This is a genomic window from Oceanicola sp. 22II-s10i, from assembly GCF_002210105.1.
Classification (GTDB): domain Bacteria; phylum Pseudomonadota; class Alphaproteobacteria; order Rhodobacterales; family Rhodobacteraceae; genus Pseudooceanicola.
In genome coordinates, this window is the sequence record NZ_AQQU01000001.1 from 468849 (window position 1) to 490847 (window position 21999).

Sequence of the window (21999 nt, forward strand, 5' to 3'; positions counted from 1 at the left end):
GACCGAGAGACATGACGGACACGATCAGCCTGACCGACGGTCAAGACACAGCGCTCCGGGACAGGTGGCCAGACCTGTTCCGGGGCGCTTTCCTTGTGATAAGCCTGCTGTTCGTTCTCGGCCTGCTGGCCTGGGATGTCTCTCGCGGCGGGCACGGGTGGAAACAGGGCGACTGGCTGATCAACGACCTTGAGGGCCCGATCCGGCGCGGCCCCTTCGGATCCGCGATGATCGGGCTGGCCGACCTGCTCGGGACGTCGCCGCTGATCGTCGTCGCCAGCCTTCAGGCAGTGCTGACCGTGGGCCTTTATGCGGTGGTCTGGAGGCTCGGCAACAGGATGCCCGACCGCCGGGCCGCCCTGATCCTGACCCTGTCGCCCGCGATGTTCGCGGTGTTCTGGGTCGCCGATCCGACCGGCGGACTGCGCAAGGAACTGATCGCCTTCCTCGCGCTGGCGCTGGCCGGAACCGGGGTGGCGGCAGGATCGCGCGTCGCGTTCGCGGCCGGCACCGCGCTCATGGCACTGGCCGTCTGGTCGCACGAAGCGCTGATCCTCTTCCTGCCGACATGGCTGGTCCTTGCCGGGATGGGCCTTCATATCGGCCTCGGGCGCCTGTTCCTCACGGTCCTGTCGGTCGCGCTGGCCGTCGCATCGGCCCTGGCCCTCGGCTATGCCCTCGGGCATCCGACCGTGGACGACCACATGACGGTGTGCGCGGCGCTGCTCGAACGTGGCACGTCCGAGCACATGTGCAATGCCGCGGTCCGCTGGACCGAACGCGGCGCTGCGGCGGGCGCGGCGGCGGTGATGGAAAACCTCAATCCCGTGCGCCTCGCCGGCTCTGCCATCGCCTATGCACTGTCCTTGCTGGCGGCGGGACATGTGATCCACACTCTGCCGCGCCGCAAAACGCTGTTCGTTCTGGCGCTGGCCGCGGCGGTGCCCTTCCTGCCGCTCTATCCGGTCGCGCTGGACTGGGGCCGGTGGATCGCGTTCCACGTCTTTTCGGTCACGGTGATCCTGATGACCAGCCTTGCCGCGGGCATCCAGCGACCGAGCGCTCCGATCGGACGGGCGATGACGCTGCGCCTCGTGGTCCTCGCGCTGCTGATCAGTCCGGCCCATACGACGGGCGCGGAGCTTGGCGGCGCGCTGCGCACCCTGCTGGAGGAAACGATCTGGCTGGTCTGAACCCCGGCTATTCGCCGAGGGAGAATGTCAGTGTCAGCGTGGTGCCGCCGTCATCCGATGTCAGGGTCTGCGTCGCCTGCATCTGCTGGGCGGACGCGTCGATGACCAGCAGCCCTAGAGAGCCCGGGCGCCGCTCGCCCGACATGCCCACGCCGTCGTCGCGGCAGGTCAGGACCACCTCGTCCTCGCCCACGTGGCTTTCGAAGGTCAGCGTGCCTTGGCGGCCGTCCGGGAAGGCGTGCTTGAAGGTGTTTGACGCGAATTCATTCAGGATCACGCCGATCGACGCGGCCTGATCGGCCGTCAGGACCGCATCGTCCAGCCGGGTCGCGATCCGCACCGTTTCCGGCGCGCTGCCACGGATCAGGCCGGCCACCTTTTCCACGAAGGGCACAAGACCCACGCCGCCTTCGGCCTCCACCTTGTGCAGCGCCTCGTGCAGCGCGGCCACCGTGTCGATCCGGCGCTGCACGATGTCCAGCGCCTCGCGCGTTTCGTGTGATTTGGCGCGGCGGGCCTGAAGCCGGGTGAGGGAGGAAATGGACTGGAGCGAGTTCTTGACCCGGTGATCCACCTCGCGCCGCAACAGATCCGCCTCGTGCAGGGCGCGGCGCAGGTCGAGCTGGGTCATCACCTGGCCCGCAAGGACCCGCAGGGCTTCCTGCTGGAATTCGGTCAGGCGGCGTGGCTTGCTGTCGAGCACGCAGAGCGATCCGATCGGCAGCCCTTCCTTCGTCCGCAGGACCGCACCCGCATAGAAGCGCAGATGCGGATCGGCCAGAACCAGCGGATTGTCACGGGTGCGGATGTCGAGGGTTGTGTCTTCGATCTCCAGATATCCGTCTGTCAGGATCGCGTGCGAACAGATCGACTCCTCGAGCGAGGTTTCCCGTGTCCCCAGCCCGATCTCGGCCTTGAACCACTGGCGGTGCGCATCGACGAGGCTGATGACCGACATCGGCATACCGCAAATCTGCGAGGCGAGACGCACGATGTCATCGAACGCCTGCTCGGACGGTGTGTCCAGAATGTCGAAGTCCCGCAACGCCGCCAGCCGTGCTTCCTGCGCAACGTGTCTGTCTGCCTTCATCTCTGCCCGTGATCCCCGGTCCCCTAATCCCGTCCCTGAAAAAAACGGGGGCCTAGCGCTAGAAACGCGCAGCGACAAGAAAAGTTCCCGACCGTTCCGAAGAAAATGTCAGGCCGCGCACGATCATCCGGAAACAGCGGGCCCTGTCAACCTCGCCAGAAGCTCCGCCGCGTTCCGCACGTCAAACTTTCGCAGCAGCCGCGCCCGCACGTCCTCCACGCTCCTTGGCGATAGACCCAGCTTGCGCGCGATCTCCTTACTCGTCTCTCCGCGCGACAGGCCAGAGATGACGTCGCGTTCCCTTGGCGTCAGCGCCACGGCAGGCGCCGCCGGACGCGGCAACGGCGCGAATGTCATCACCAGCCGGTCCAGCGGCTGCGCGGGCGTCAGCGTCCGCGCCCGGAACCGGCACCACCGCCGCGCGCCGTCCCGGCGCCGGATCAGCCGCTCGTCCGTGTAGCTGCCGCTGTCGCGCAGCGGGGCCAGGCCGATGTCGCGGATGGCCTCGAACTCCTGTTCGGTTTCATAGAGCAGCCGGAACGACTGCCCGATCAGCGCGTCCCGCTCCCAGCCGAACAGCTCGGCGAAGGTCAGGTTGCACGCCCCGATCACCCGGCGTTCGGTCAGCACGATCCCGACCGGCGCATGATCGAACGCCACGGCAAGCGCTCCGTCCGTCTGGCTCCACTCTTCCACCGCTGGCACCCCGTGAAACTACGGTATCGACACCGTAATCGCGTCGCGCCACGCTGGTCCAGACCAAAGGACAGGGATATGGACCTGCAAAGCACGCTCGCCGACCGCCTCAATGCCGCCATCGACGCCAAGCGCGACGACCTGATCGCGCTGACCCAGGACCTGATCCGCATTCCGACACTGAACCCGCCGGGCGAAAACTACCGCGAGATCTGCGACCTCATCGACGCCCGCCTCGCCGCGCGGGGCTTCGACACCCAGTTGATCCGCGCCGAAGGCTCGCCCGGCGACAGCGACCAGTATCCCCGCTGGAACGTCATCGCCCGGCGCGAGGGCGCCCATCCCGGCGAATGCGTCCACTTCAATTCCCACATCGACGTGGTCGACGTGGGCCGGGGCTGGACCAAGGATCCCTTCGGCGGCGAGGTCGTCGACGGCAAGCTCTACGGCCGCGGCGCCTGCGACATGAAGGGCGGGCTGGCCGCCTCGATCATCGCCGCCGAGGCGTTCATCGAAACCGTTCCCGACTATGCCGGCGCGATCGAGATCTCGGGCACCGCCGACGAGGAATCCGGCGGCTTCGGCGGGGTCGCCTACCTTGCCGAACTGGGCCTTTTCGCCCCAACCCGCGTTCAGCACGTCATCATCCCCGAGCCGCTGAACAAGGACCGCATCTGCCTGGGCCATCGCGGCGTCTGGTGGGCCGAGATCGAAACCTTCGGCGAGATCGCGCATGGCTCCATGCCGTTCCTCGGCGACTGCGCCGTCCGCCACATGGGCGCGGTTCTGGAGGAGATGGAGGAGAGCCTCTTCCCGGCCCTCGCCGCCAAGCGCACCGACATGCCCGTCGTCCCCGAGGGCGCGAAGCAGTCGACGCTCAACATCAACTCGATCCACGGCGGCCAGTCCGAGATCCTGAAACCCGGCACCGGCCTGCCCTCGCCCGTCGTGCCCGACAGCTGCCGCATGATCATCGACCGCCGCTTTCTGATCGAAGAGGACATCGACGAGGTTCAGGCCGAGATCACGGCGGTGCTGGAAAAGGTGAAATCCGGCCGCCCAAAATTCGACTACTCGATCCGCGAAATGCACCGCGTCATCCCCACGATGACCGAGCGTGACGCCCCTGTGGTGGAGACCGTAACCGAGGCGATCCGCTTGACCTTGGGGAAAGAGCCGTCATACGTCGTGTCGCCCGGTACTTACGACCAGAAGCACATCGACAGGATCGGCAAGCTGAAGAACTGTATCGCCTATGGACCGGGCATTCTGGACCTCGCCCACAAACCCGACGAATATGTCGGGGTGGACGACATGGTCGATTCCGCGAAGGTCATGGCGCTCAGCCTGTTACGCCTTCTCGGACCGGCCGCATAAAGCGCCCGGAGCGGCGCGCAACCAGGGAGTAGCCCACCATGACACTCACCGCCCGCCTGACCGGCCTCGCTTCGGTTCTGGCATTCGCCGCGACCGGCGCGCTGGCCGCGCCGCGCACCGACCTGACCCTCGGCCAGCAGCTTGAACCGCCGCACCTCGATCCGACCTCGGCCGCCGCCGGGGCCATCGACGCGGTGGTCTATTCCAACATCTTCGAAGGCCTGACCCGCTTCGCCTCCGATGGCTCCGTCGTGCCGGGCCTCGCCCGCTCGTGGGAGATCTCGGACGACGGCCTGACCTATACCTTCAAGCTCGCCGAGGGCGTAAAGTATCACGACGGCACCGATTTCGAGGCGACCGACGTCAAGTTCAGCCTCGACCGCGCCCGCGCCGAGGACAGCGCCAACGCGCAGAAGGCGCTGTTTGCCGGGATCGACAACGTCGAGGTGGTGGACCCCCTCACCGTCAAGGTCACGCTCAAGAACCCGAACGGCGGCTTCCTGTTCAACATGGCCTGGGGCGACGCGGTGATCGTCGCGCCCGAGTCGATCGAGAACATCAAGACGAATCCCATTGGCACCGGCGCCTTCAAGTTCGAGGACTGGGTGCAGGGCGATCACATCGACGTCGTCAAGAACCCCGACTACTGGGGCACGCCCGCCAAGCTTGAAAAGGTGACCTTCAAGTTCATCTCGGACCCGACCGCCGCCTTCGCCGCGATGATGGCCGAGGACGTGCAGGCCTTCGGCGCCTTCCCGGCCCCCGAGAACCTGCCGCAGTTCGACGCCGACCCGCGCTTCAAGGTGCTCGTCGGTTCGACCGAGGGCGAGACCATCCTCGCGATGAACAACAAGCTGCCGCCCTTCGACAACGTGAAGGTGCGCGAGGCTGTGGCCCACGCGATCAATCGTCAGGAAATCATCGACGGCGCGCAGTTCGGCTACGGCACGCCAATCGGCACTCACTTCGCGCCGCACAACCCGGATTACGTGGACCTGACCGGGCTGTCGGAATACGACCCCGAGAAGTCCAAGGCCCTGCTGGCCGAGGCCGGAGTTACCACGCCGATCCAGGTCAAGATGACCCTGCCGCCGCCGTCCTACGCCCGCCGCGGGGGCGAGATCATCGCCGCCCAGCTCCGCGCCGTGGGGATCGAGCCGCAGATCGAGAACGTCGAATGGGCCCAGTGGCTCGAAGCGACGTTCCGCGGCAAGGACTACGGCCTGACCATCATCTCGCACACCGAGCCGATGGACATCGGGATCTACGCGCGTCCGGATTACTACTTCCAGTATGACAACCCGGACTTCCAGAAGCTGATGTCGGACCTCGACCTCGAAAGCGATCCGGCCAAGCGGTCCGAGATACTGAAGACGGCGCAGGAGACGATCGCGAAGGACTACGTGAACGCCTACCTGTTCCAGCTGCCGCTTCTGACCGTGGCGAATGCCAAGCTCGAAGGTCTGTGGGAAAACGCGCCGACGCAGGCCGCCGACATGACCGGGGTCTACTGGACCGAATGACACAGCGCCCGCCGGAACACGTCGTGACGACCTCCGGCGGGCTGCCTTCCGCGGGTGCGGGGTTCACCCCGCACTCGTCCCGCTCCGACCTCGCCTGCGCGATGCGAGGGCGTCCGTCAGGACGGATGAGCGGCTCCGACACACCGACGCAAGACCGACGCGATGCAGACGTCGCACCGACGTCCCGCCCGGCCCGTTAACGCCGATGCTCCGCTACACCCTCAAACGCCTCGTTTCCCTCGCGATCAGCCTCGCTGTCGCCTCCGTGGTGATCTTCCTCGCCATCGAGGTGCTGCCCGGCGATCCCGCCGCCTACATGCTCGGCGTCAACGCGCAGGAAGACACCGTCGCCGCCCTGCGCGAACAGCTCGGCCTGAACGGCACCATGTGGGAACGCTATTCCTCGTGGATCGGCGGCCTGCTGACCGGCGATTTCGGCATCTCCTACACCTACCGCACGCCCGTCGCGGACATGATCGCCGACCGGATGCAGGTCTCGCTGCCGCTGGCCATCTACGCGCTGACCCTATCGACCCTCATCGCCTTTCCCGCCGGCATCCTCGCCGCGTCGCGCCGCGGGTCCGCCGCCGACGTCTCGATCATGGGCATTACCCAGCTCGGCGTCGCGATCCCGAACTTCTGGTTCGCGATGCTGATGGTGCTGATCTTCGCCATCAACCTCCGCTGGTTCTCCGCCGGCGGCTTCCCCGGCTGGGACGCGGGCCTCTACCCCGCCCTCAAGTCCCTGACCCTGCCCGCGATTTCCCTCGCGCTGCCGCAGGCGTCGATCCTCGCCCGCATCATGCGCTCGTCGCTGCTCGACACCCTGAGCGAGGACTTCATCCGCACCGCCCGCGCCAAGGGCCTGACCCGCGCGCAGGCCCTGCGCCGCCACGCGCTCCGCAATGCGCTGATCCCGGTCCTGACCATCATCGGCCTTCAGTTCTCGTTCCTGCTCGCCGGGGCGATCATCATCGAGAACGTCTTCTTCCTGCCGGGCCTTGGCCGCCTGATCTTCCAGTCGATCTCCTCCCGCGACCTGATCGTGGTGGAAAGCGTGGTCATGCTCCTCGTCTTTGCCGTGGTCCTCGTGAACTTCGCGGTTGAGATCACTTATGCCCTCGTCGACCCGCGCCTGAGGCACCGGTCATGAGCGATCCGCGCGTCTCACATATCCCGCCGCAGGCCGCGCCCGTCCGGCTCTGGCACCTCGCCTTCCGGTCCCGCAACCTCGTCATCGGCGGCGCGCTGACGCTGATCTTCGTCGCCGCCGCGCTGATCTCCTTCGTCTGGACGCCCTTCGACATCACGCAGCTGGACATCGCCAACAAGATCAAGTCGCCGTCCGCCCGCAACCCTTTGGGGACAGACCATTTCGGCAGGGACATCCTGTCGATGATCATGGTCGGCGCCCGCACCTCGATCGCCGTCGCCGTGGTCGCGGTCGGCATCGGGATGCTGTTCGGCGTGCCCCTCGGCCTCTGGGCCGCCGCACGCAAGGGGTCGCTGCTGGACGAGGTCATCATGCGGGCCAACGACCTGATCTTCGCCTTCCCCGCGCTGCTGATCGCGATCATGATCACCGCCGCGCTCGGCCCCTCGGCCATCAACGCCATCGCGGCGATCGGCATCTTCAACATCCCCGTCTTCGCCCGCATCACCCGCTCGGGCGCGCTGTCGCTCTGGCAGCGGGAATTCGTCATGGCCGCCCGCGTCTCGGGCAAGAACGCCGCCCGGATCAGCGTGGAACACATCCTGCCCAACGTCACCAACCTGCTGATCGTGCAGGGCACCATCCAGTTCAGCCTCGGCATCCTCGCCGAGGCGGGGCTCAGCTATGTCGGCCTCGGCGCGCAGCCGCCGATCCCGTCATGGGGCCGGATGCTGGCCGACAGCCAGACGATGATCTCCTTCGCGCCGCACATGGCCCTGTTCCCCGGTCTCGCGATCCTGCTGACCGTGCTGGGCCTGAACCTGATGGGCGACGGTCTGCGCGACCTCTTCGACCCCAAGCTCAGAAGGTCGCGCCAATGACCCTGCTGGAGATCGAAAGCCTCGACCTCGACATCCACGGCACGCCGATCCTGCGCGACGTGTCGCTGACGGTCGCGCCGGGTCAGATCGTCGGCGTGATCGGCGAGAGCGGGTCCGGCAAGTCGATGACCGCCTTCGCCGTCATGCAGCTCCTGCCGAACGGCACCACCTGCAAGGGCCGCGTCACCCTGTCCGGCCACGACATGCTGGCCCTGCCCGAAGCGCGCCTGTGCAAGCTGCGCGGCGACGAGGTCGGCATGGTCTTTCAGGAACCGATGACCGCGCTCAACCCGATCCGGACCATCGGCGACCAGGTGGCCGAGACCATCCTGATCCATGAGGACGTCACCAAGGCCGAAGCGATGGCCCGCGCCCGCGAGGCGCTGAACCGGGTCGAACTGCCTGCCGACCGCTTCCCCCTGACGCGTTACCCGCACGAGCTGTCAGGCGGCCAGCGCCAGCGCGTGGTGATCGCCATGGCCATCGCCCTGCGCCCCAAGCTGCTGATCGCGGACGAGCCGACCACGGCGCTCGACGTCACCACGCAGGCGCAGATCCTCGAACTGCTGAAACGGCTGGTGCGCGAGGACGGGATGGGCATGCTGATGATCACCCACGACCTCGCCGTCGTGGCGGACATGGCGGACGAGATCGTCATCATGCAGCACGGTCGCGTAGTGGAGCGCGGCGCCTGCCCGGCGATCTTCTCCAACCTCCAACACCCCTACTCCAAGGCCCTGCTCGCCGCATCCTCGCACATCCCCGACCGCGCCTGTCGCACCACGGATGCCCCACTGCTGGAGGTCAACCGCGTCGTCCGCGACTACCGCCTGCCGCGCAAGACGCTGTTCGGCGCGCCGGTCGTGATCCACGCGGTCAAGGGCGTCTCCTTCACGTTGGAACGGGGCGAGAGCCTTGGCCTCGTCGGCGAGAGCGGCTGCGGGAAATCGACCCTCACGCGGGCGATCCTCGGGCTGGAAGAGGTGCAGGGCGGCACCATCCGCCTCGACGGGCAGCCGGTGTTCGACGGGCACCGGGTCAACCGCGCCGTGCGCCGCCGGATGCAGGTGGTGTTCCAGGACCCCTACGGCAGCTTCAACCCCCGCCACCGGGTCGAGCGGCTGGTGACCGAACCCTTCCACCTGCTCGAAACGCCACCGACAGGAGCGGCGAGAGACCGGGCCGTGGACGAGGCGCTGACCTCGGTCGGACTGACGCCTGCGGACAAGGACAAGTACATCCACGAATTCTCGGGCGGCCAGCGCCAGCGGATCGCCATCGCCCGCGCGCTGATCATCAAGCCTGACCTCATAATCCTCGACGAGGCCGTCAGCGCGCTCGACGTGCAGGTGCGGGCGCAGATCCTCGACCTGCTGGCCGAGCTGTCGGCGAAATTCGGGCTGACCTACCTTTTCATCAGCCACGACCTGAGCGTCGTGCGGTCGATCACCGACCGGGTGCTGGTCATGAAATCCGGCGAGATCGTCGAGCAGGGTCCGACGACCCGCGTCTTCGACGATCCGCAGCACCCCTATACCCAACAGCTGATCGCGGCGGCCCCCAGGCTGCCCGAGACGGCGGCCTGAGAGAGGAAAGGCCAATGAAAGACACTGTTTCGCTCTGGTTCGACCCCGCGAAATGCCTGATCGCGGGTGAATGGATCGCCCCCGCGCAGGGCGGCACGCTGCCGCTCTACGACCCCTCGACCGGGGAACAGATCGGCGAGATCGCACGCGGCACCGCCGCCGACATCGACGCCGCCGTCGCAGCCGCGCAGGCCGCGCGGGACGGCGTCTGGGGGCGGACACCTGCCGCCGAGCGGGGGCGCATCCTGATGCGGCTCGGCAAGCTGGTCGAGGCGCGGGTGGACGAACTGGCCGCGATCGAGGCGCAGGATGTCGGCAAGCCACTGAAACAGGCCCGCGCCGATGCGGTGGCACTGGCGCGCTACATGGAATTCTACGGCGGCGCGGCGGACAAGCTGCATGGCGAGACGATCCCCTATCTCGACGGCTACACCGTCTACACCCTGCGCGAGCCGCACGGCGTGACGGGGCATATCGTGCCGTGGAACTACCCGATGCAGATCATCGGGCGGTCCGTCGGCGCGGCGCTGGCGACCGGCAACGCCTGCGTGCTGAAACCGGCCGAGGACGCCTGCCTGACCGCGCTGGCCTTCGCCGCGCTGGCGAAGGAGGCCGGACTTCCGGACGGCGCGCTGAACGTGGTGCCGGGGCTGGGGTCCGAGGCCGGCGCGGCGCTGTCGGCGCATCCGGGCATCCAGCACATCAGCTTCACCGGATCGGTCGCAACAGGCGCGGCGGTGCAGGCGGCGGCTGCGGCCAACGTGGTGCCGGTGACGCTGGAACTGGGCGGGAAATCTCCGCAGGTGGTCTTCGGCGACGCCGATCTGGACGCCGCCCTGCCGTTCCTCGTGAACGCCGGAATCCAGAACTGCGGGCAGACCTGCTCGGCCTCCTCCCGCATCCTCGTGGAGCGGTCGCGCTACGACGAACTGGTCGCGCGGATGGCCGAACGCTACGCCGGGCTGCGTGTCGGGCGGGCGGTGGACGATCTGGACGTCGGGCCGCTGATTTCCGCCAAACAGCGCGGGATCGTGTCGGGTTTCCTCGACCAGGGCAGCGATCTGGAGGTCGCCGGGCGTCCCGAGCTGCGCGACCTGCCCGAGGGCGGTTACTACGTCGCGCCCACGCTCTTTGCAGGCGTCAAAGGCGATCACGCGCTGGCGCAGAAGGAAATCTTCGGCCCGGTTCAGGTGGTCATCCCCTTCGACGACGAGGCCGAGGCGGTGGCCATCGCCAACGGCACCGATTACGGGCTGGTGGCCAGCATCTGGACGCAGAACGGCGCGCGGCAGATGCGGCTTGCCAAGGCGATCCGGGCCGGTCAGGTGTTCATAAACAACTACGGCGCAGGCGGCGGGGTGGAACTGCCCTTTGGCGGCGTCGGCAAATCCGGGCACGGACGGGAAAAGGGGTTCGAGGCGATGTATGGCTTCACCTCGCTCAAGACCGTCGCGGCCTTTCACGGCTAGGGGAGGACAGCCATGAGACTCGAGGGAAAGACAGCCATCGTCACCGGCGCCGGTTCCGGCTTCGGCGCGGAAATCGCGCGGCGCTTCGTGGTCGAGGGGGCCAGGGTGCTGGTCGCGGACCTGAACGGCGACGCGGCCAAGCGGGTGGCGGACGAGGTGATGGGCACGCCCTTCACCGTCGACGTGGGTGACGGCGCGCAGATCAAGGCGATGATCGAGGCGGGCGAGCAACTGGGCCCGGTCGACATCCTGGTCAACAACGCGGGCATGACGCACCTGCCGATGCCGATGGAGGATGTCGAGGAAGAGATGTTCGACCGCCTTTTCGCGGTGAACTGCAAGTCGATCTACATGGCGGCAAAGCACCTCGTCCCACTGATGAAGGCGCGGAAATCGGGGGCGATCGTCAATATCTCGTCCACTGCCGGGATCAGCCCGCGGCCCAACCTGAACTGGTATAACTCGTCCAAGGGCTGGGTGAACACGGCGACCCGCACCATGGCGGTGGAACTTGCGCCCTTCGGCATTCGCGTGAACGCGGTGAACCCCGTTGCCGGTGAAACCCCGCTGCTCAAGAGCTTCATGGGCGAGGACACGCCCGAGGTGCGGGCCAAGTTCCTGTCCACCATCCCGATCGGCCGCTTCTCGACGCCCGAGGACATCGCCAACGCGACGCTCTACCTAGCGTCGGACGAAGCGAGCATGGTTACGGGCGTGACGATGCTGGTCGACGGCGGCCGCTGCATCTGACGGTTCGGCAGGGGAACGGTCATCCTCGAGCTTGACCCGAGGACCTCATGACAAAGCGCAACGTCTGGAGGTCCTCGGGTCAAGCCCGAGGACGACCGCCCTTCTGTTCGACGCACCGCGCCTCTTGCCTCTGCCACGCCGCCGAAATACCCAAGGCGTCGGGCAAAGCGGGGAGGCGCGATGCGCAAGGACATCATCCTGCTGGGTCTGGCCTACGTCCTGAGCCAGTTCTACCGCAGCTTCCTGTCGGTTCTGACCATTCCGCTGCAACGCGACCTCGGTGCGACGGCGGAGCAACTCGCCTCGGCCTCGGGGCTGTGGTTCCTGTTCTTCGCCGCCTCGCAGATCCCCGTGGGCGCCATGCTCGACCGGATCGGGCCGCGGCGGACGGCGGCCTGGCTGCTGCTCGCGGGCGGCGGCGGGGGTGCGGGGATGTTCGTGATCGCGACCGCGCCCTGGCACATCTCGGTCGGCATGGCCCTGCTGGGGATCGGCTGCGCGCCGGTGCTGATGGCAGCCTACTACATCCTCGCCCGCGACTTCCCCTCCAGCCAGTTCTCGGTCCTAGCCGGGCTGATCGTCGGCATCGGCACCTCGGGCAGCATCTTTTCCTCGCTGCCGCTGGTCTGGGCCGTCGACCTGATGGGCTGGCGCGGCACGATGGCCGCACTGTCCGGCCTCAGCATCGCCGCCGCGCTCGGCCTGCTGGCCATCGTGCGGGACCCGCAGCGGCTGGTGGTGGAGAACCACGGCTCGCTGCTCGACATCCTGAAGATCCCCGCGATGTGGGCCCTGCTGCCCCTGATGACCGTCTGTTACCTGCCTGCCGGCGGGTTCCGGGGCGTCTGGACCGGGCCCTACCTGAACGAGCTCTACGGCGCGGATTTCGACACCGTGGGTGTCGTCGCACTGATCCTCGGCATCGCGGTGGTCACCGGAACGCTGGCCTACGGACCGGCCGAGCGCATCCTGCGCACGCGGAAATGGGTGATCTTCGGCGGATCGCTGATCGCCGCCGCGACCTGCTTTGTCCTGATCGCCCTGCCGCACGACGCGATGTGGCGGTCGGTGATCCTGATCGCGGTGATCTGCTTCTTCTCGGCCTGCTACCCGCTGATGATCTCGCACGGGCGGGCGTTCTTTCCGCCCCACCTGATCGGGCGCGGGGTGACGCTGATGAACCTCTGCGGGATGCTGGGGGTCGGCGGATCGCAGATCATCACCGGACGGATCCACACGGCAATCACCGAAGGCGGGGGCGCCCCGGCGGAAGCCTACAATGCCCTGTTCCTTTTCTACGGGGCTGCCCTAGGTATAGGGCTCATTGCCTATCTCTTTGCCCCTGATCGCACCGACTGATACGGGCCATCAGCAAAAGTCGCTTTTCCGGCGGCGGGCGTTGATCTATTAGGCGCGCCGAACGAAAGGAGTTCTTCGATGGGTTATCGAGTCGTCGTCGCAGGCGCCACGGGCAACGTGGGCCGCGAAATGCTGAACATCCTCGCCGAGCGGGAATTTCCCGTGGACGAGCTTGCCGTGCTGGCCTCGCGCCGGTCGCTGGGGACCGAGGTCTCGTTCGGCGACAAGACACTCAAGACCCAGGACCTCGCCACCTTCGACTTCACCGGCTGGGACATGGCGCTGTTCGCCGTCGGCTCCGGCCCGACCAAGGAATTCGCGCCCAAGGCGGCCGCGGCGGGCTGCGTGGTGATCGACAACTCGTCGCTCTACCGCTACGACCCCGACGTGCCGCTGATCGTTCCGGAAGTGAACGCCGACGCGATCCACGGCTATTCCAAGAAGAACATCATCGCGAACCCGAACTGCTCGACCGCGCAGATGGTCGTGGCGCTGAAGCCGCTGCATGACCGCGCCACGATCAAGCGCGTGGTGGTGTCGACCTACCAGTCCGTCTCGGGCGCCGGGAAAGAGGGGATGGACGAGCTCTGGGACCAGACCAAGGCCATCTACAACCCGACTTCCGACGTCGAGCCCAAGAAATTCACCAAGCAGATCGCCTTCAACGTGATCCCGCATATCGATGTCTTCATGGAAGACGGCTCCACCAAGGAAGAGTGGAAGATGGTGGCGGAGACCAAGAAGATCATCGATTCCTCGATCAAGGTCACGGCGACCTGCGTTCGGGTGCCGGTGTTCGTCGGCCACTCCGAGGCGGTGAACGTCGAGTTCGAGGAGTTCCTCGACGAGGACGAGGCGCGCGACATCCTGCGCGAGGCGCCGGGCTGCATGGTGATCGACAAGCGCGAGGACAAGGGCTACGTCACGCCGGTCGAATGCGTTGGCGATTACGCGACCTTCATCTCGCGCATCCGTCAGGACAGCACGATCGAGAACGGCCTGAACATGTGGGTCGTCTCGGACAACCTGCGCAAGGGCGCGGCGCTGAACGCGGTGCAGATCGCCGAGGTTCTGGGATCGAAGGTGCTGAAGAAGGGCTAAGGGTCCTCCAGCAGCGGGTCGGTTTCATCGGGCGGTCCCTCGGGGCCGCCCGATCTGTATCCGGCGGCCAGCCATGTGTGCGGATGATCCGGGTGTGGCGCGCCGAAGCGGTGCATTAGGCGCTGGTAGGAAAAGCCGAGTTCGGACGCCTTGCAGAGACGCGCGCCGCTCCGCAGATCGTGCATCGTCATGCCGCCCCCGGCGGGGCGCAGTTCGTAGCCCTTCTTGGCGAGGCGGCGGGTCAGATCAGCCCAGCCCGTGGCATGGGCGAGGTCATCGGCGAGGCGCGCGCGCAAGGGCGCGAGGAGCCGCTCATCCGCCCTGACGGGCGGCCTCGCATCGCGCGTGCGCCGGATCTCCGCCGCCACGAGATCCCGGACGACCTGCCCCGCCGTCACGTCCCGCTCCGCCGCCAGCCGACCAAGCCAGCGCAGCATTTCCCCATGCATCTTCAGCTCGAGTCGCTCCATCTCCATGTCCGCAGTCTCCACCGGCTTGGTTAATCAAACCCTTCCGCCTGCAAGCCTCCGCCGGTCGCGATTCATGAACGGCAATGTCACTTGCCACTCCGCCGCCGCCCGCCCATCCTCCGCCCGAATGAATACCCCCGGAGGTTCCCATGCGCGCCGCACTCATCCTGCCGCTTCTTCTGCCGTTCCCGGCCCTGGCCGACGACATCACCATTCCCAGCCGGATCACCGGCGCGACCGTCTTCCCCTCCGGCGCGGCCCTGACCCGCGTCGCGACCTTCAACGCGCCCGCCGGACAGCACCGGCTGATCCTCGGTGACATGCCCGTCATGGATGTCAGCGGCCTCCGGATCGAGGCCGATGGCGTCACCCTCGGCTCCGTCACCATCCGCGACGACATGACCCCGCCCCGCGATCCCGCGAAAGCGGCCGAGATCGAAGCCGCCGAGGCCGAGGTCGAGCGGCTGGAACAGGCACTCGAAGAGGCCCGCGACGACGCCCAGTCGATCCGGGCCGAGGCGCAGGCCGCCCGCGCCCAGATCGAGTTCCTGAAACAGGTGGCCAGTTCCGACGGCGTGCTCTCGGCCGGCATTGACGCCCTGCGCGACCTCTCCCGCATGGTGGCCGCCGAGACGCTGACCGCCGAACGTCAGGCGTTGCAGGCCGAAGCCCGCGCGCGCGAGGCCGAGCAGGCCGCCAAGACCATCGTCGAGGACCTCGCCCGCGCGAAACAGGCCCTCGCCGCGCTCGACACCGAGGACGAACGCCGGGCCTACCTCGCCATCAACGTCAACGTGCCCGAGGCGGTCTCGGGCGAACTGACCCTGCGCTATGTCACCGGTGCGGCCCAGTGGCGGCCGGTCTACGACATCCACCTCGACCATGGCGCGGACAGCAGCCTCAGCATCGGGCGGGGCGCCTATGTCTCGCAATGGACCGGCGAGAACTGGCAGGACGTCGCGATGACGCTGTCGACCGTCCGCCCCTCGGGCCAGACCCAGCCGGGCGAGCTCTATCCGATCCAGCGCCGCATCGTGGATCCCGAGGACCTCGCGCGTGCCAGCAAGCGTTACTCGGCCGCCGGTGCCGCCGACAGCGCCGAGGCCGCGCCCGCGCCGGAACCGGTCATGATGGAGGAGGCCCGCGCCCAGTACGACGGCCTGAGTGTGACCTACAGCTATAACCAGCCCGTCACGCTGGCCACGGATGCCGACGAGCTGCGCATCGCGCTCGGCACCGTCACGGCGGACCCGGAACTGGTGGCCCGCGCGGTGCCGATCATGGACGAAACCGCCTACCTGATGGCCTCCTTCACCAATGGCGCGGACGAGATCATCCTGCCGTCCGACCAGTCCGAATTCTACCTGAACGGCACCTTCGTCGGCCTGCGCCCGACCCCGCTGATCGCGGCGGGCGACGAGGCGGAGTTCAGCTTTGGCCCGATCGAGGGGCTGCGCCTGAAGCGCACGCTGCTGAACAGGATGGAGGGCGACCGGGGCGTCATCAGCCGCTCGAACGAACAGGAAGAGCGGGTGGAGATCGAAATCCGCAACCTGACGGGCGAGGCATGGGAGGTCGAGCTGATCGACCAGGTGCCCTTCACCGAGCAGGAGGATCTGGAGATCGACTGGACCGCCTCGCCGATGCCGACGCGCACGGATGTCGACGGCAAGCGCGGGATCCTGGCGTGGGATCTGGAAATGGCGGCGGGCGAGACGAAGGTCGTCAACCTCGACCTCTCGCTGAACTGGCCGCGCGACAAGGTGCTGGCGCCGAACATGCTGCGCTGACACGCTGCGTTTCGAGAAAGAAAAAGGCTCCGCGAGGTGATCGCGGAGCCTTTGGTCGTTCAGGGGTCAGACCGTGACGAACTTGCCGGTCGCGGCGTCGAACTCTTCCAGCCCGCCCTCGCCGATGTCGTTCCACAGGCCGTGCAGCGTCAGTTTGTCGGCCTTCACCGCCTCGGCCACGAAGGGGAAGGTCATCAGGTTGTCGAGGCTGACGAGGATCGCCTGCTTCTCCAGCGCACGGCGCTGCGCGTCCGTACCCTCGATGTCCTTGATGCGGTCATAGCCCGGCCGCAGCAGGTCCATCCAGCGGCCGACAAAGCTCGACTTGTCCTCGAGCGCGGGGGCATGGCCGGTGCACATGTCCAGACAGCCCTGCACCCCGCCGCAGTTGGAATGGCCGACGATCACGATATGCGCGACCTTCAGCGCCGTGACCGCGTATTCGACCGCCGCCGAGGTGCCGTGCTGCTTGCCATCGGGCTCATAGGGCGGGACGAGGTTGGCGATGTTGCGGTGGATGAAGAACTCGCCCTGATCCGCGCCGAAAATCGCGGTGACATGCACGCGCGAGTCACAGCACGAGATGATCATGGCGCGGGGATGCTGACCCTCGTCGGCAAGGTGTCGGTACCATGCGCGGTTCTCGGCGAAGGCGGTGGCTTTCCACCCGCGATACCGTTTCGCGAGATAGGCTGGCAGGGGCTTGGCGAACTCCATCGGGCGTCCTCTTGCTGACTTCGAATTCGCATATAGCGCGCAAGTCGGCCGGATGAAACGTATTCGAACCGAAAGCATCGCATTACCGCGCTTGACCTCAATGGTTTGGGAAGATTGCGGGCGCAGAGTGTCGCGCTGTGGGGCGATACGAACGAGGGTGAGATGGCAGAACAGGTGGCCGTTCTGGAACGGCGGGAAAAGGTGCGACTGGACACCGACCGGCTGGTGGCGCTGGTGCGGGAACTCGGCGCGGTGGAGGCCGAGGATATGGTCAGCCGGTCGATGGAGGAACTGGCGGTGCGGCTGTCCTTCACCGAACGGCAGTTCCGGCACGGCAAGCGGATCGAGATGCGGAAAAGCGCGCGGGCGCTGGTCGGCATCGCGGACCAGATCGGCATGAATGCCGTGGCGCGCGTGGCGGGCGATGTCATCGCCTGCGCCGATCGCGGTGACGAAACGGCGCTGGCGGCGGTGCTGGCCCGGCTCATGCGGATCGGCGAGGGGTCTTTGACCGCGATCTGGGACTTGCACGATCAGCCGGTCTGAGCCTGCACCGCCGCCGGTCGCATGTCGCCCCTTGCGGGTCCGGGCCGCGCCGCTAGGCTGGCCGGGCAAATCAACCCGAGGATCCACATGCCTTTGACCTTCGCCCCCTCCGACGCCGAGGCCCTGACGCTGACCCTGCTGACCCCCGAGACGCTGACGGATTGGGTGGCGGGGCAGGACGCCTCGGTCGCCGCATGGATCGCGGGCATGGGCTTTGACGCGGGGCTCGGCAAGGTGCTGGTCCTGCCGGGCGCCGACGGCGCGCCGGGCGGCGCACTGTTCGGGCTGGGGACGGCTGGCGCACGCAAGCGGGGCCGCTTCCACCTCGCCAAGGCCGCCGACGCCCTGCCCGAGGGGACATGGCGGATCGACGGCGCGCTCGCCGGCGACGATCTGGACGAGGCCGCGCTCGGGTGGCTGCTGTCGCATTACAGCTTCGACCGGTACAAGGCCCGTGGCGGGGCCAAGGCCCGGCTCGCCGCGCCCGAGGGCGTCGACTCCGCAAGGCAGGAGGCGATCGCGGCGGGCGAGGCGCTGGTGCGCGACCTGATCAACACGCCGGCCAGCGACATGGGCCCTGATGCGCTGGAAATGGCGGCGCGGGACGTGGCGGGCGCATTCGGCGCGGCCATCACCGTCGTGACGGGCGAGGCGCTGCTGGAACAGAACTTTCCGATGATCCACGCGGTCGGCCGGGCCGCCGCCAAGGCGCCGCGGCTGATCGAGATGACATGGGGCGACGAAGGCCCGGCACTGACGCTGGTCGGCAAGGGGGTATGCTTCGACACCGGCGGGCTCGACATCAAGCCCGCCGCCTCGATGCTGCTGATGAAGAAGGACATGGGCGGCGCGGCGAACGTGCTGGGCCTCGCCCGGACGATCATGGCGCTCGGGCTGAAGGTGAAGCTGCGGGTCCTGATCCCGGCGGTAGAGAACGCGATCTCCGGCGATGCCTTCCGCCCCGGCGACATCCTGACCTCGCGCAAGGGCCTGACGGTCGAGATCAACAACACCGACGCCGAGGGGCGGCTGGTTCTGGGCGACGCGCTGGCCTACGGGGCCGAGGCGGGGCCGGACCTGATGATCTCGATGGCGACGCTGACCGGGGCCGCACGGGTGGCGGTCGGGCCGGACCTTGCGCCGTACTACAGCGACGACGAGGGCTTTTGCACCGCTCTGACGACGGCGGCGGGGCGGGTCGCGGACCCGGTCTGGCGGCTGCCCTTCTGGGAGCCCTACGAGGCGATGATCGAACCGGGGATCGCGGATCTCGACAACGCGCCGCGCGGCGGCTTCGCCGGGTCGATCACCGCCGCCCTGTTCCTGCGCCGCTTTGCCGGGGACACGAATTACGCCCATTTCGACATCTACGGCTGGAAACCTGCGGCTTCGCCGGGCTTCCCCATGGGCGGCGCCGGTCAGGGCTGGCGCGCGATCCTTGCCGCGCTGCCGGAGGCGCTGTCGCTTTGAGCACCCCTGACCGCCGCCGCTGGCCCTGCAACGGGCGTGTCGCCTCCTCCCGCCTGAAGGGGCAGGTCGTGGCCGATCGCTTCGTCGATCCGATCCGCCGCCATGTCGCGATGCCCGTCGCCGACCTGCTGAACGCGCCCGAGGGGCGTCGCGACCGGCAGGTGCTCTATGGCGAGGCGCTCGACGTGCTGGAGGAGCGCGACGGCTGGGCCTTCGTCGAGGCGCTGAAGGATGGCTACACCGGATATATCGACGCCTTCGCGCTGGTCGACATCCCGGACCCGACCCATCGTGTCAGTGCTGCGGCGACCCATGTTTATTCCGAACCGGACATCAAGCGGCCCGAACGGCTGGCCCTGAGCCTCGGCGCGCTGGTCGAGGTCACGGGCACCGAGGGCAAGTTCGCCGTCACGCCCGAAGGCTTCATCCCCACGGTGCACCTGTCGCCGATCTCGACCCCCGACGCCGACCCCGTGGCGGTGTCGGAACGGCTGATCGGCACGCCTTACCTCTGGGGCGGGAACAGCCGGAACGGGATCGACTGTTCGGGCCTCGTTCAGGCCGGATGCGCGGCCTGCGGCATTCCCTGCCCCGGCGACAGCGACATGCAGGCGCGCGAGCTGGGCGAGGCGCTGCCCGAAGACGCGGTTTTGCAGCGCGGGGACCTGATCTTCTGGAAGGGTCACGTCGCGTGGGTGGCGGACGAGAGCCGCATCTTCCACGCGAACGGGCACGACATGTCGACGGTCTACGAAGGCATCGACGCGGCCATCGCCCGGATCGAGGCGCAGGGCGACGGCAAGGTCACGGCGCGTCGGCGGCTGCTGTAGGTCGCGCTATTCGACCGCGCGGATCAGCTTGCGTTCCAGCACGCGCAGGACCTGCTTCAGGTCATGCCCGCGCCGCAGGATACGTCCGTCCATGCCGACCACCGAGTACATGCCCTGCCGTTCGCGCATCTTGGGCCGTTTCTCGATCCGGTAGAGCGGCTGTTCCGCCGCGCGGCGAAAGACCGAGAAGATCGCGACATCGCTGAGAAAGGAAATCCCGTAGTCGCGCCATTCCCCGGCGGCGACCATACGGCCATAGAGACCGACGATCTCTCTCAGTTCGGTTTTGTGGAACGTCACCTGCTCGGCAGGCTGGCGTCCGCCAGTGGGCGGGGGCGTGACCATGTTCATGGGGAAAATCATGCCTCGACAGGATATGAAATCAAGCCCCTTGCAACTTCGGACTTGTGGAAAAGCGTTCCGCCGCCTTGACCGAAGGTGGCCTTTTGCCCACGGTGCGCGCGAAATGACACACCGCCGGATGGGAGGAACACGACATGGCCGAGGCATTTCTCTGTGACGGGCTGCGCACGCCGATCGGACGCTACGGCGGCTCGCTGAGCTCCGTCCGGCCCGACGACATGCTGGCCGACGTGATGAAACAGCTCGTCGCGCGCAATCCGGGGATCGAGGTGGACGACGTCTATGTCGGCTGCGCGAACCAGGCGGGCGAAGACAACCGCAACGTCGCCCGCATGGCCACCCTGCTGGCCGGGCTGCCAGACACCATTCCGGGCGCGACGATCAACCGGTTGTGCGGTTCGGGCCTCGACGCCGTCGGGACCGCCGCGCGGGCGATCAAGTCGGGCGAGATGGAGCTGCTGATCGCGGGCGGGGTCGAGTCGATGTCGCGCGCGCCGCTGGTGATGCCCAAGGCCGACAGCGCGTTTTCGCGCAAGGCCGAGATTTATGACACCACCATCGGCTGGCGCTTCGTCAACAAGGCGATGCACAAGCACTACGGCACCGACTCCATGCCTGAAACGGCCGAGAACGTGGCCGAGCAGTTCCAGGTCAAGCGCGAGGATCAGGACGCCTTCGCCTATCGCTCGCAGGAGCGGGCGTCGAACGCCATCGCCTCGGGCCGCATGGGCGAGGAGATCGCGAAGGTCACGATCAAGCAGCGCAAGGGCGATCCGATCATCGTGGACACGGACGAGCATCCGCGCGCCACGACGATGGAAAAGCTGGGCGCCCTGCCCGCGCCCTTCCGCGAAGGCGGCACGGTGACGGCCGGCAACGCGTCGGGCGTGAACGACGGCGCGGCGGCGGTGATCGTGGCCTCTGCGGCGGCGGTCGAGAAATACGGCCTGACGCCGCGTGCGCGGATCGTCGGGATGGCGACGGCTGGCGTGGCGCCCCGGATCATGGGGATCGGCCCGGCACCGGCGACCGAGAAGCTGCTGGCGCAGCATGGCCTGTCGATCGGCGACATCGACCTGATCGAACTGAACGAAGCCTTCGCCGCGCAGGGCATCGCCGTGACGCGGCAGCTCGGGATCGCGGACGACGCGGACTGGGTGAACCCCAACGGCGGCGCGATCGCACTCGGCCACCCGCTGGGGATGTCGGGCACGCGCCTGGCGCTGACGGCGGGGATCTCGATGGGCCACATGGGTGCCAAGCGTGCGGTCTGCACGATGTGCATCGGCGTGGGCCAGGGGATCGCGATGCTGCTGGAAGCGGTATGATCCTGATGACATGGGCGGGGTGGACCCGCCCTAAGGGGCCGTCCGGAGGGGCGGCCCTTTTCGTTTGCGGTGCGCGGAGCCGGGAGGGGCGCCTGCCCGTGGGGTGGCGCAGCTGACCTGGGGACGGTGGCGATTTATGCCAGCCACCAACCTCCGCAATATGAGCGTCGCGCGCGGGCCTCAAAGCACCAGCCCGCCGGGACGGGCAGGCGCTCGCCCGGCGCCTTCGGCTTGATTCCGGGCGGGTTTCTTGTGGTTCGATTGTTCGGAACGCATGTTATCCTTGGGCTTGACCCGAGGACCTCAT

The 21999-nt window shown here is 67.5% G+C and carries 20 protein-coding genes; 15 read left to right on the forward strand and 5 right to left on the reverse strand.

The genetic code is table 11. The annotated features are described in order from the left end of the window. The first annotated feature begins 11 nt into the window (after window positions 1–11). Window positions 12–1193 carry a hypothetical protein gene (locus ATO6_RS02435; protein ID WP_088622343.1) on the forward strand — a complete coding sequence of 394 codons (1182 nt, stop codon included), beginning with the start codon at window positions 12–14 and terminating at the stop codon, window positions 1191–1193. 7 nt (window positions 1194–1200) lie between these two features. On the opposite strand, the gene ATO6_RS02440 is transcribed toward ATO6_RS02435, so the two are convergent. After that, window positions 1201–2283 (reverse strand): sensor histidine kinase, encoded by a 1083-nt coding sequence (locus tag ATO6_RS02440; protein WP_088622344.1) that lies wholly within the window; start codon window positions 2281–2283, stop codon window positions 1201–1203. 123 nt (window positions 2284–2406) lie between these two features. Continuing rightward, window positions 2407–2943, reverse strand: coding sequence for a PAS and helix-turn-helix domain-containing protein (locus tag ATO6_RS02445; RefSeq protein ID WP_254919049.1), 537 nt, complete (start codon window positions 2941–2943; stop codon window positions 2407–2409). Window positions 2944–3057: 114 nt separating this feature from the next. Here ATO6_RS02445 and ATO6_RS02450 point away from each other — a divergent pair, with 114 nt between their 5' ends. The 9 genes from ATO6_RS02450 (at window position 3058) to ATO6_RS02490 (ending at window position 14178) form a co-directional block, all read left to right on the forward strand. Further along, window positions 3058–4356: an acetylornithine deacetylase/succinyl-diaminopimelate desuccinylase family protein gene (locus tag ATO6_RS02450; protein WP_088622346.1), complete on the forward strand. Its 1299-nt coding sequence runs from the start codon at window positions 3058–3060 to the stop codon at window positions 4354–4356. A 38-nt stretch (window positions 4357–4394) separates the two neighbouring features. After that, complete coding sequence (locus ATO6_RS02455; protein WP_088622347.1) at window positions 4395–5879, forward strand: ABC transporter substrate-binding protein; 1485 nt, start codon at window positions 4395–4397, stop codon at window positions 5877–5879. A gap of 205 nt (window positions 5880–6084) precedes the next feature. Continuing rightward, window positions 6085–7032: an ABC transporter permease gene (locus ATO6_RS02460; RefSeq protein ID WP_088622348.1), complete on the forward strand. Its 948-nt coding sequence runs from the start codon at window positions 6085–6087 to the stop codon at window positions 7030–7032. Then, window positions 7029–7913 (forward strand): ABC transporter permease, encoded by an 885-nt coding sequence (locus ATO6_RS02465; protein ID WP_088622349.1) that lies wholly within the window; start codon window positions 7029–7031, stop codon window positions 7911–7913. Before ATO6_RS02460 ends, ATO6_RS02465 begins: the two co-directional genes overlap by 4 nt. Further along, window positions 7910–9499, forward strand: a complete 1590-nt coding sequence (locus tag ATO6_RS02470; RefSeq protein ID WP_088622350.1) for an ABC transporter ATP-binding protein — start codon at window positions 7910–7912, stop codon at window positions 9497–9499. Before ATO6_RS02465 ends, ATO6_RS02470 begins: the two co-directional genes overlap by 4 nt. 14 nt (window positions 9500–9513) lie before the next feature. After that, complete coding sequence (locus ATO6_RS02475; protein ID WP_088622351.1) at window positions 9514–10968, forward strand: aldehyde dehydrogenase family protein; 1455 nt, start codon at window positions 9514–9516, stop codon at window positions 10966–10968. Between the two features lie 12 nt (window positions 10969–10980). After that, window positions 10981–11718 carry a glucose 1-dehydrogenase gene (locus ATO6_RS02480; protein ID WP_088622352.1) on the forward strand — a complete coding sequence of 246 codons (738 nt, stop codon included), beginning with the start codon at window positions 10981–10983 and terminating at the stop codon, window positions 11716–11718. Between the two features lie 180 nt (window positions 11719–11898). Then, complete coding sequence (locus ATO6_RS02485; RefSeq protein ID WP_088622353.1) at window positions 11899–13077, forward strand: MFS transporter; 1179 nt, start codon at window positions 11899–11901, stop codon at window positions 13075–13077. 78 nt (window positions 13078–13155) lie between these two features. Then, entirely contained in the window at window positions 13156–14178 is a 1023-nt protein-coding gene (locus ATO6_RS02490; protein WP_088622354.1) for an aspartate-semialdehyde dehydrogenase, read from the forward strand. Here the strand turns inward: ATO6_RS02490 and ATO6_RS02495 are convergent. After that, window positions 14175–14648 carry a hypothetical protein gene (locus ATO6_RS02495; RefSeq protein ID WP_176440800.1) on the reverse strand — a complete coding sequence of 158 codons (474 nt, stop codon included), beginning with the start codon at window positions 14646–14648 and terminating at the stop codon, window positions 14175–14177. The two genes, ATO6_RS02490 and ATO6_RS02495, sit on opposite strands and share 4 nt — an antisense overlap. Window positions 14649–14797: 149 nt before the next feature. Between ATO6_RS02495 and ATO6_RS02500 the strand changes: the two genes are divergently transcribed. Then, on the forward strand, window positions 14798–16438 hold the full coding sequence (locus tag ATO6_RS02500; RefSeq protein WP_088622355.1) for a DUF4139 domain-containing protein: 1641 nt from the start codon (window positions 14798–14800) through the stop codon (window positions 16436–16438). Window positions 16439–16504: 66 nt separating this feature from the next. On the opposite strand, the gene ATO6_RS02505 is transcribed toward ATO6_RS02500, so the two are convergent. After that, window positions 16505–17155 (reverse strand): carbonic anhydrase, encoded by a 651-nt coding sequence (locus tag ATO6_RS02505; RefSeq protein ID WP_088622356.1) that lies wholly within the window; start codon window positions 17153–17155, stop codon window positions 16505–16507. 162 nt (window positions 17156–17317) lie between these two features. Here ATO6_RS02505 and ATO6_RS02510 point away from each other — a divergent pair, with 162 nt between their 5' ends. The 3 genes from ATO6_RS02510 (at window position 17318) to ATO6_RS02520 (ending at window position 20001) form a co-directional block, all read left to right on the forward strand. Then, a complete protein-coding gene (locus ATO6_RS02510; protein WP_088622357.1) occupies window positions 17318–17701 on the forward strand; it encodes a hypothetical protein in 384 nt (127 codons plus the stop codon). Window positions 17702–17788: 87 nt separating this feature from the next. Beyond that, a complete protein-coding gene (locus ATO6_RS02515; protein ID WP_088622358.1) occupies window positions 17789–19171 on the forward strand; it encodes a M17 family metallopeptidase in 1383 nt (460 codons plus the stop codon). Further along, complete coding sequence (locus ATO6_RS02520) at window positions 19168–20001, forward strand: NlpC/P60 family protein (RefSeq protein ID WP_088622359.1); 834 nt, start codon at window positions 19168–19170, stop codon at window positions 19999–20001. Before ATO6_RS02515 ends, ATO6_RS02520 begins: the two co-directional genes overlap by 4 nt. 6 nt (window positions 20002–20007) lie before the next feature. Here the strand turns inward: ATO6_RS02520 and ATO6_RS02525 are convergent, their stop codons facing one another. Continuing rightward, on the reverse strand, window positions 20008–20352 hold the full coding sequence (locus ATO6_RS02525; RefSeq protein ID WP_088622360.1) for a DUF2794 domain-containing protein: 345 nt from the start codon (window positions 20350–20352) through the stop codon (window positions 20008–20010). Between the two features lie 146 nt (window positions 20353–20498). Here ATO6_RS02525 and pcaF point away from each other — a divergent pair, with 146 nt between their 5' ends. After that, window positions 20499–21692: a 3-oxoadipyl-CoA thiolase gene (pcaF, locus tag ATO6_RS02530; protein WP_088622361.1), complete on the forward strand. Its 1194-nt coding sequence runs from the start codon at window positions 20499–20501 to the stop codon at window positions 21690–21692. The last annotated feature ends 307 nt before the right edge of the window (window positions 21693–21999 follow it).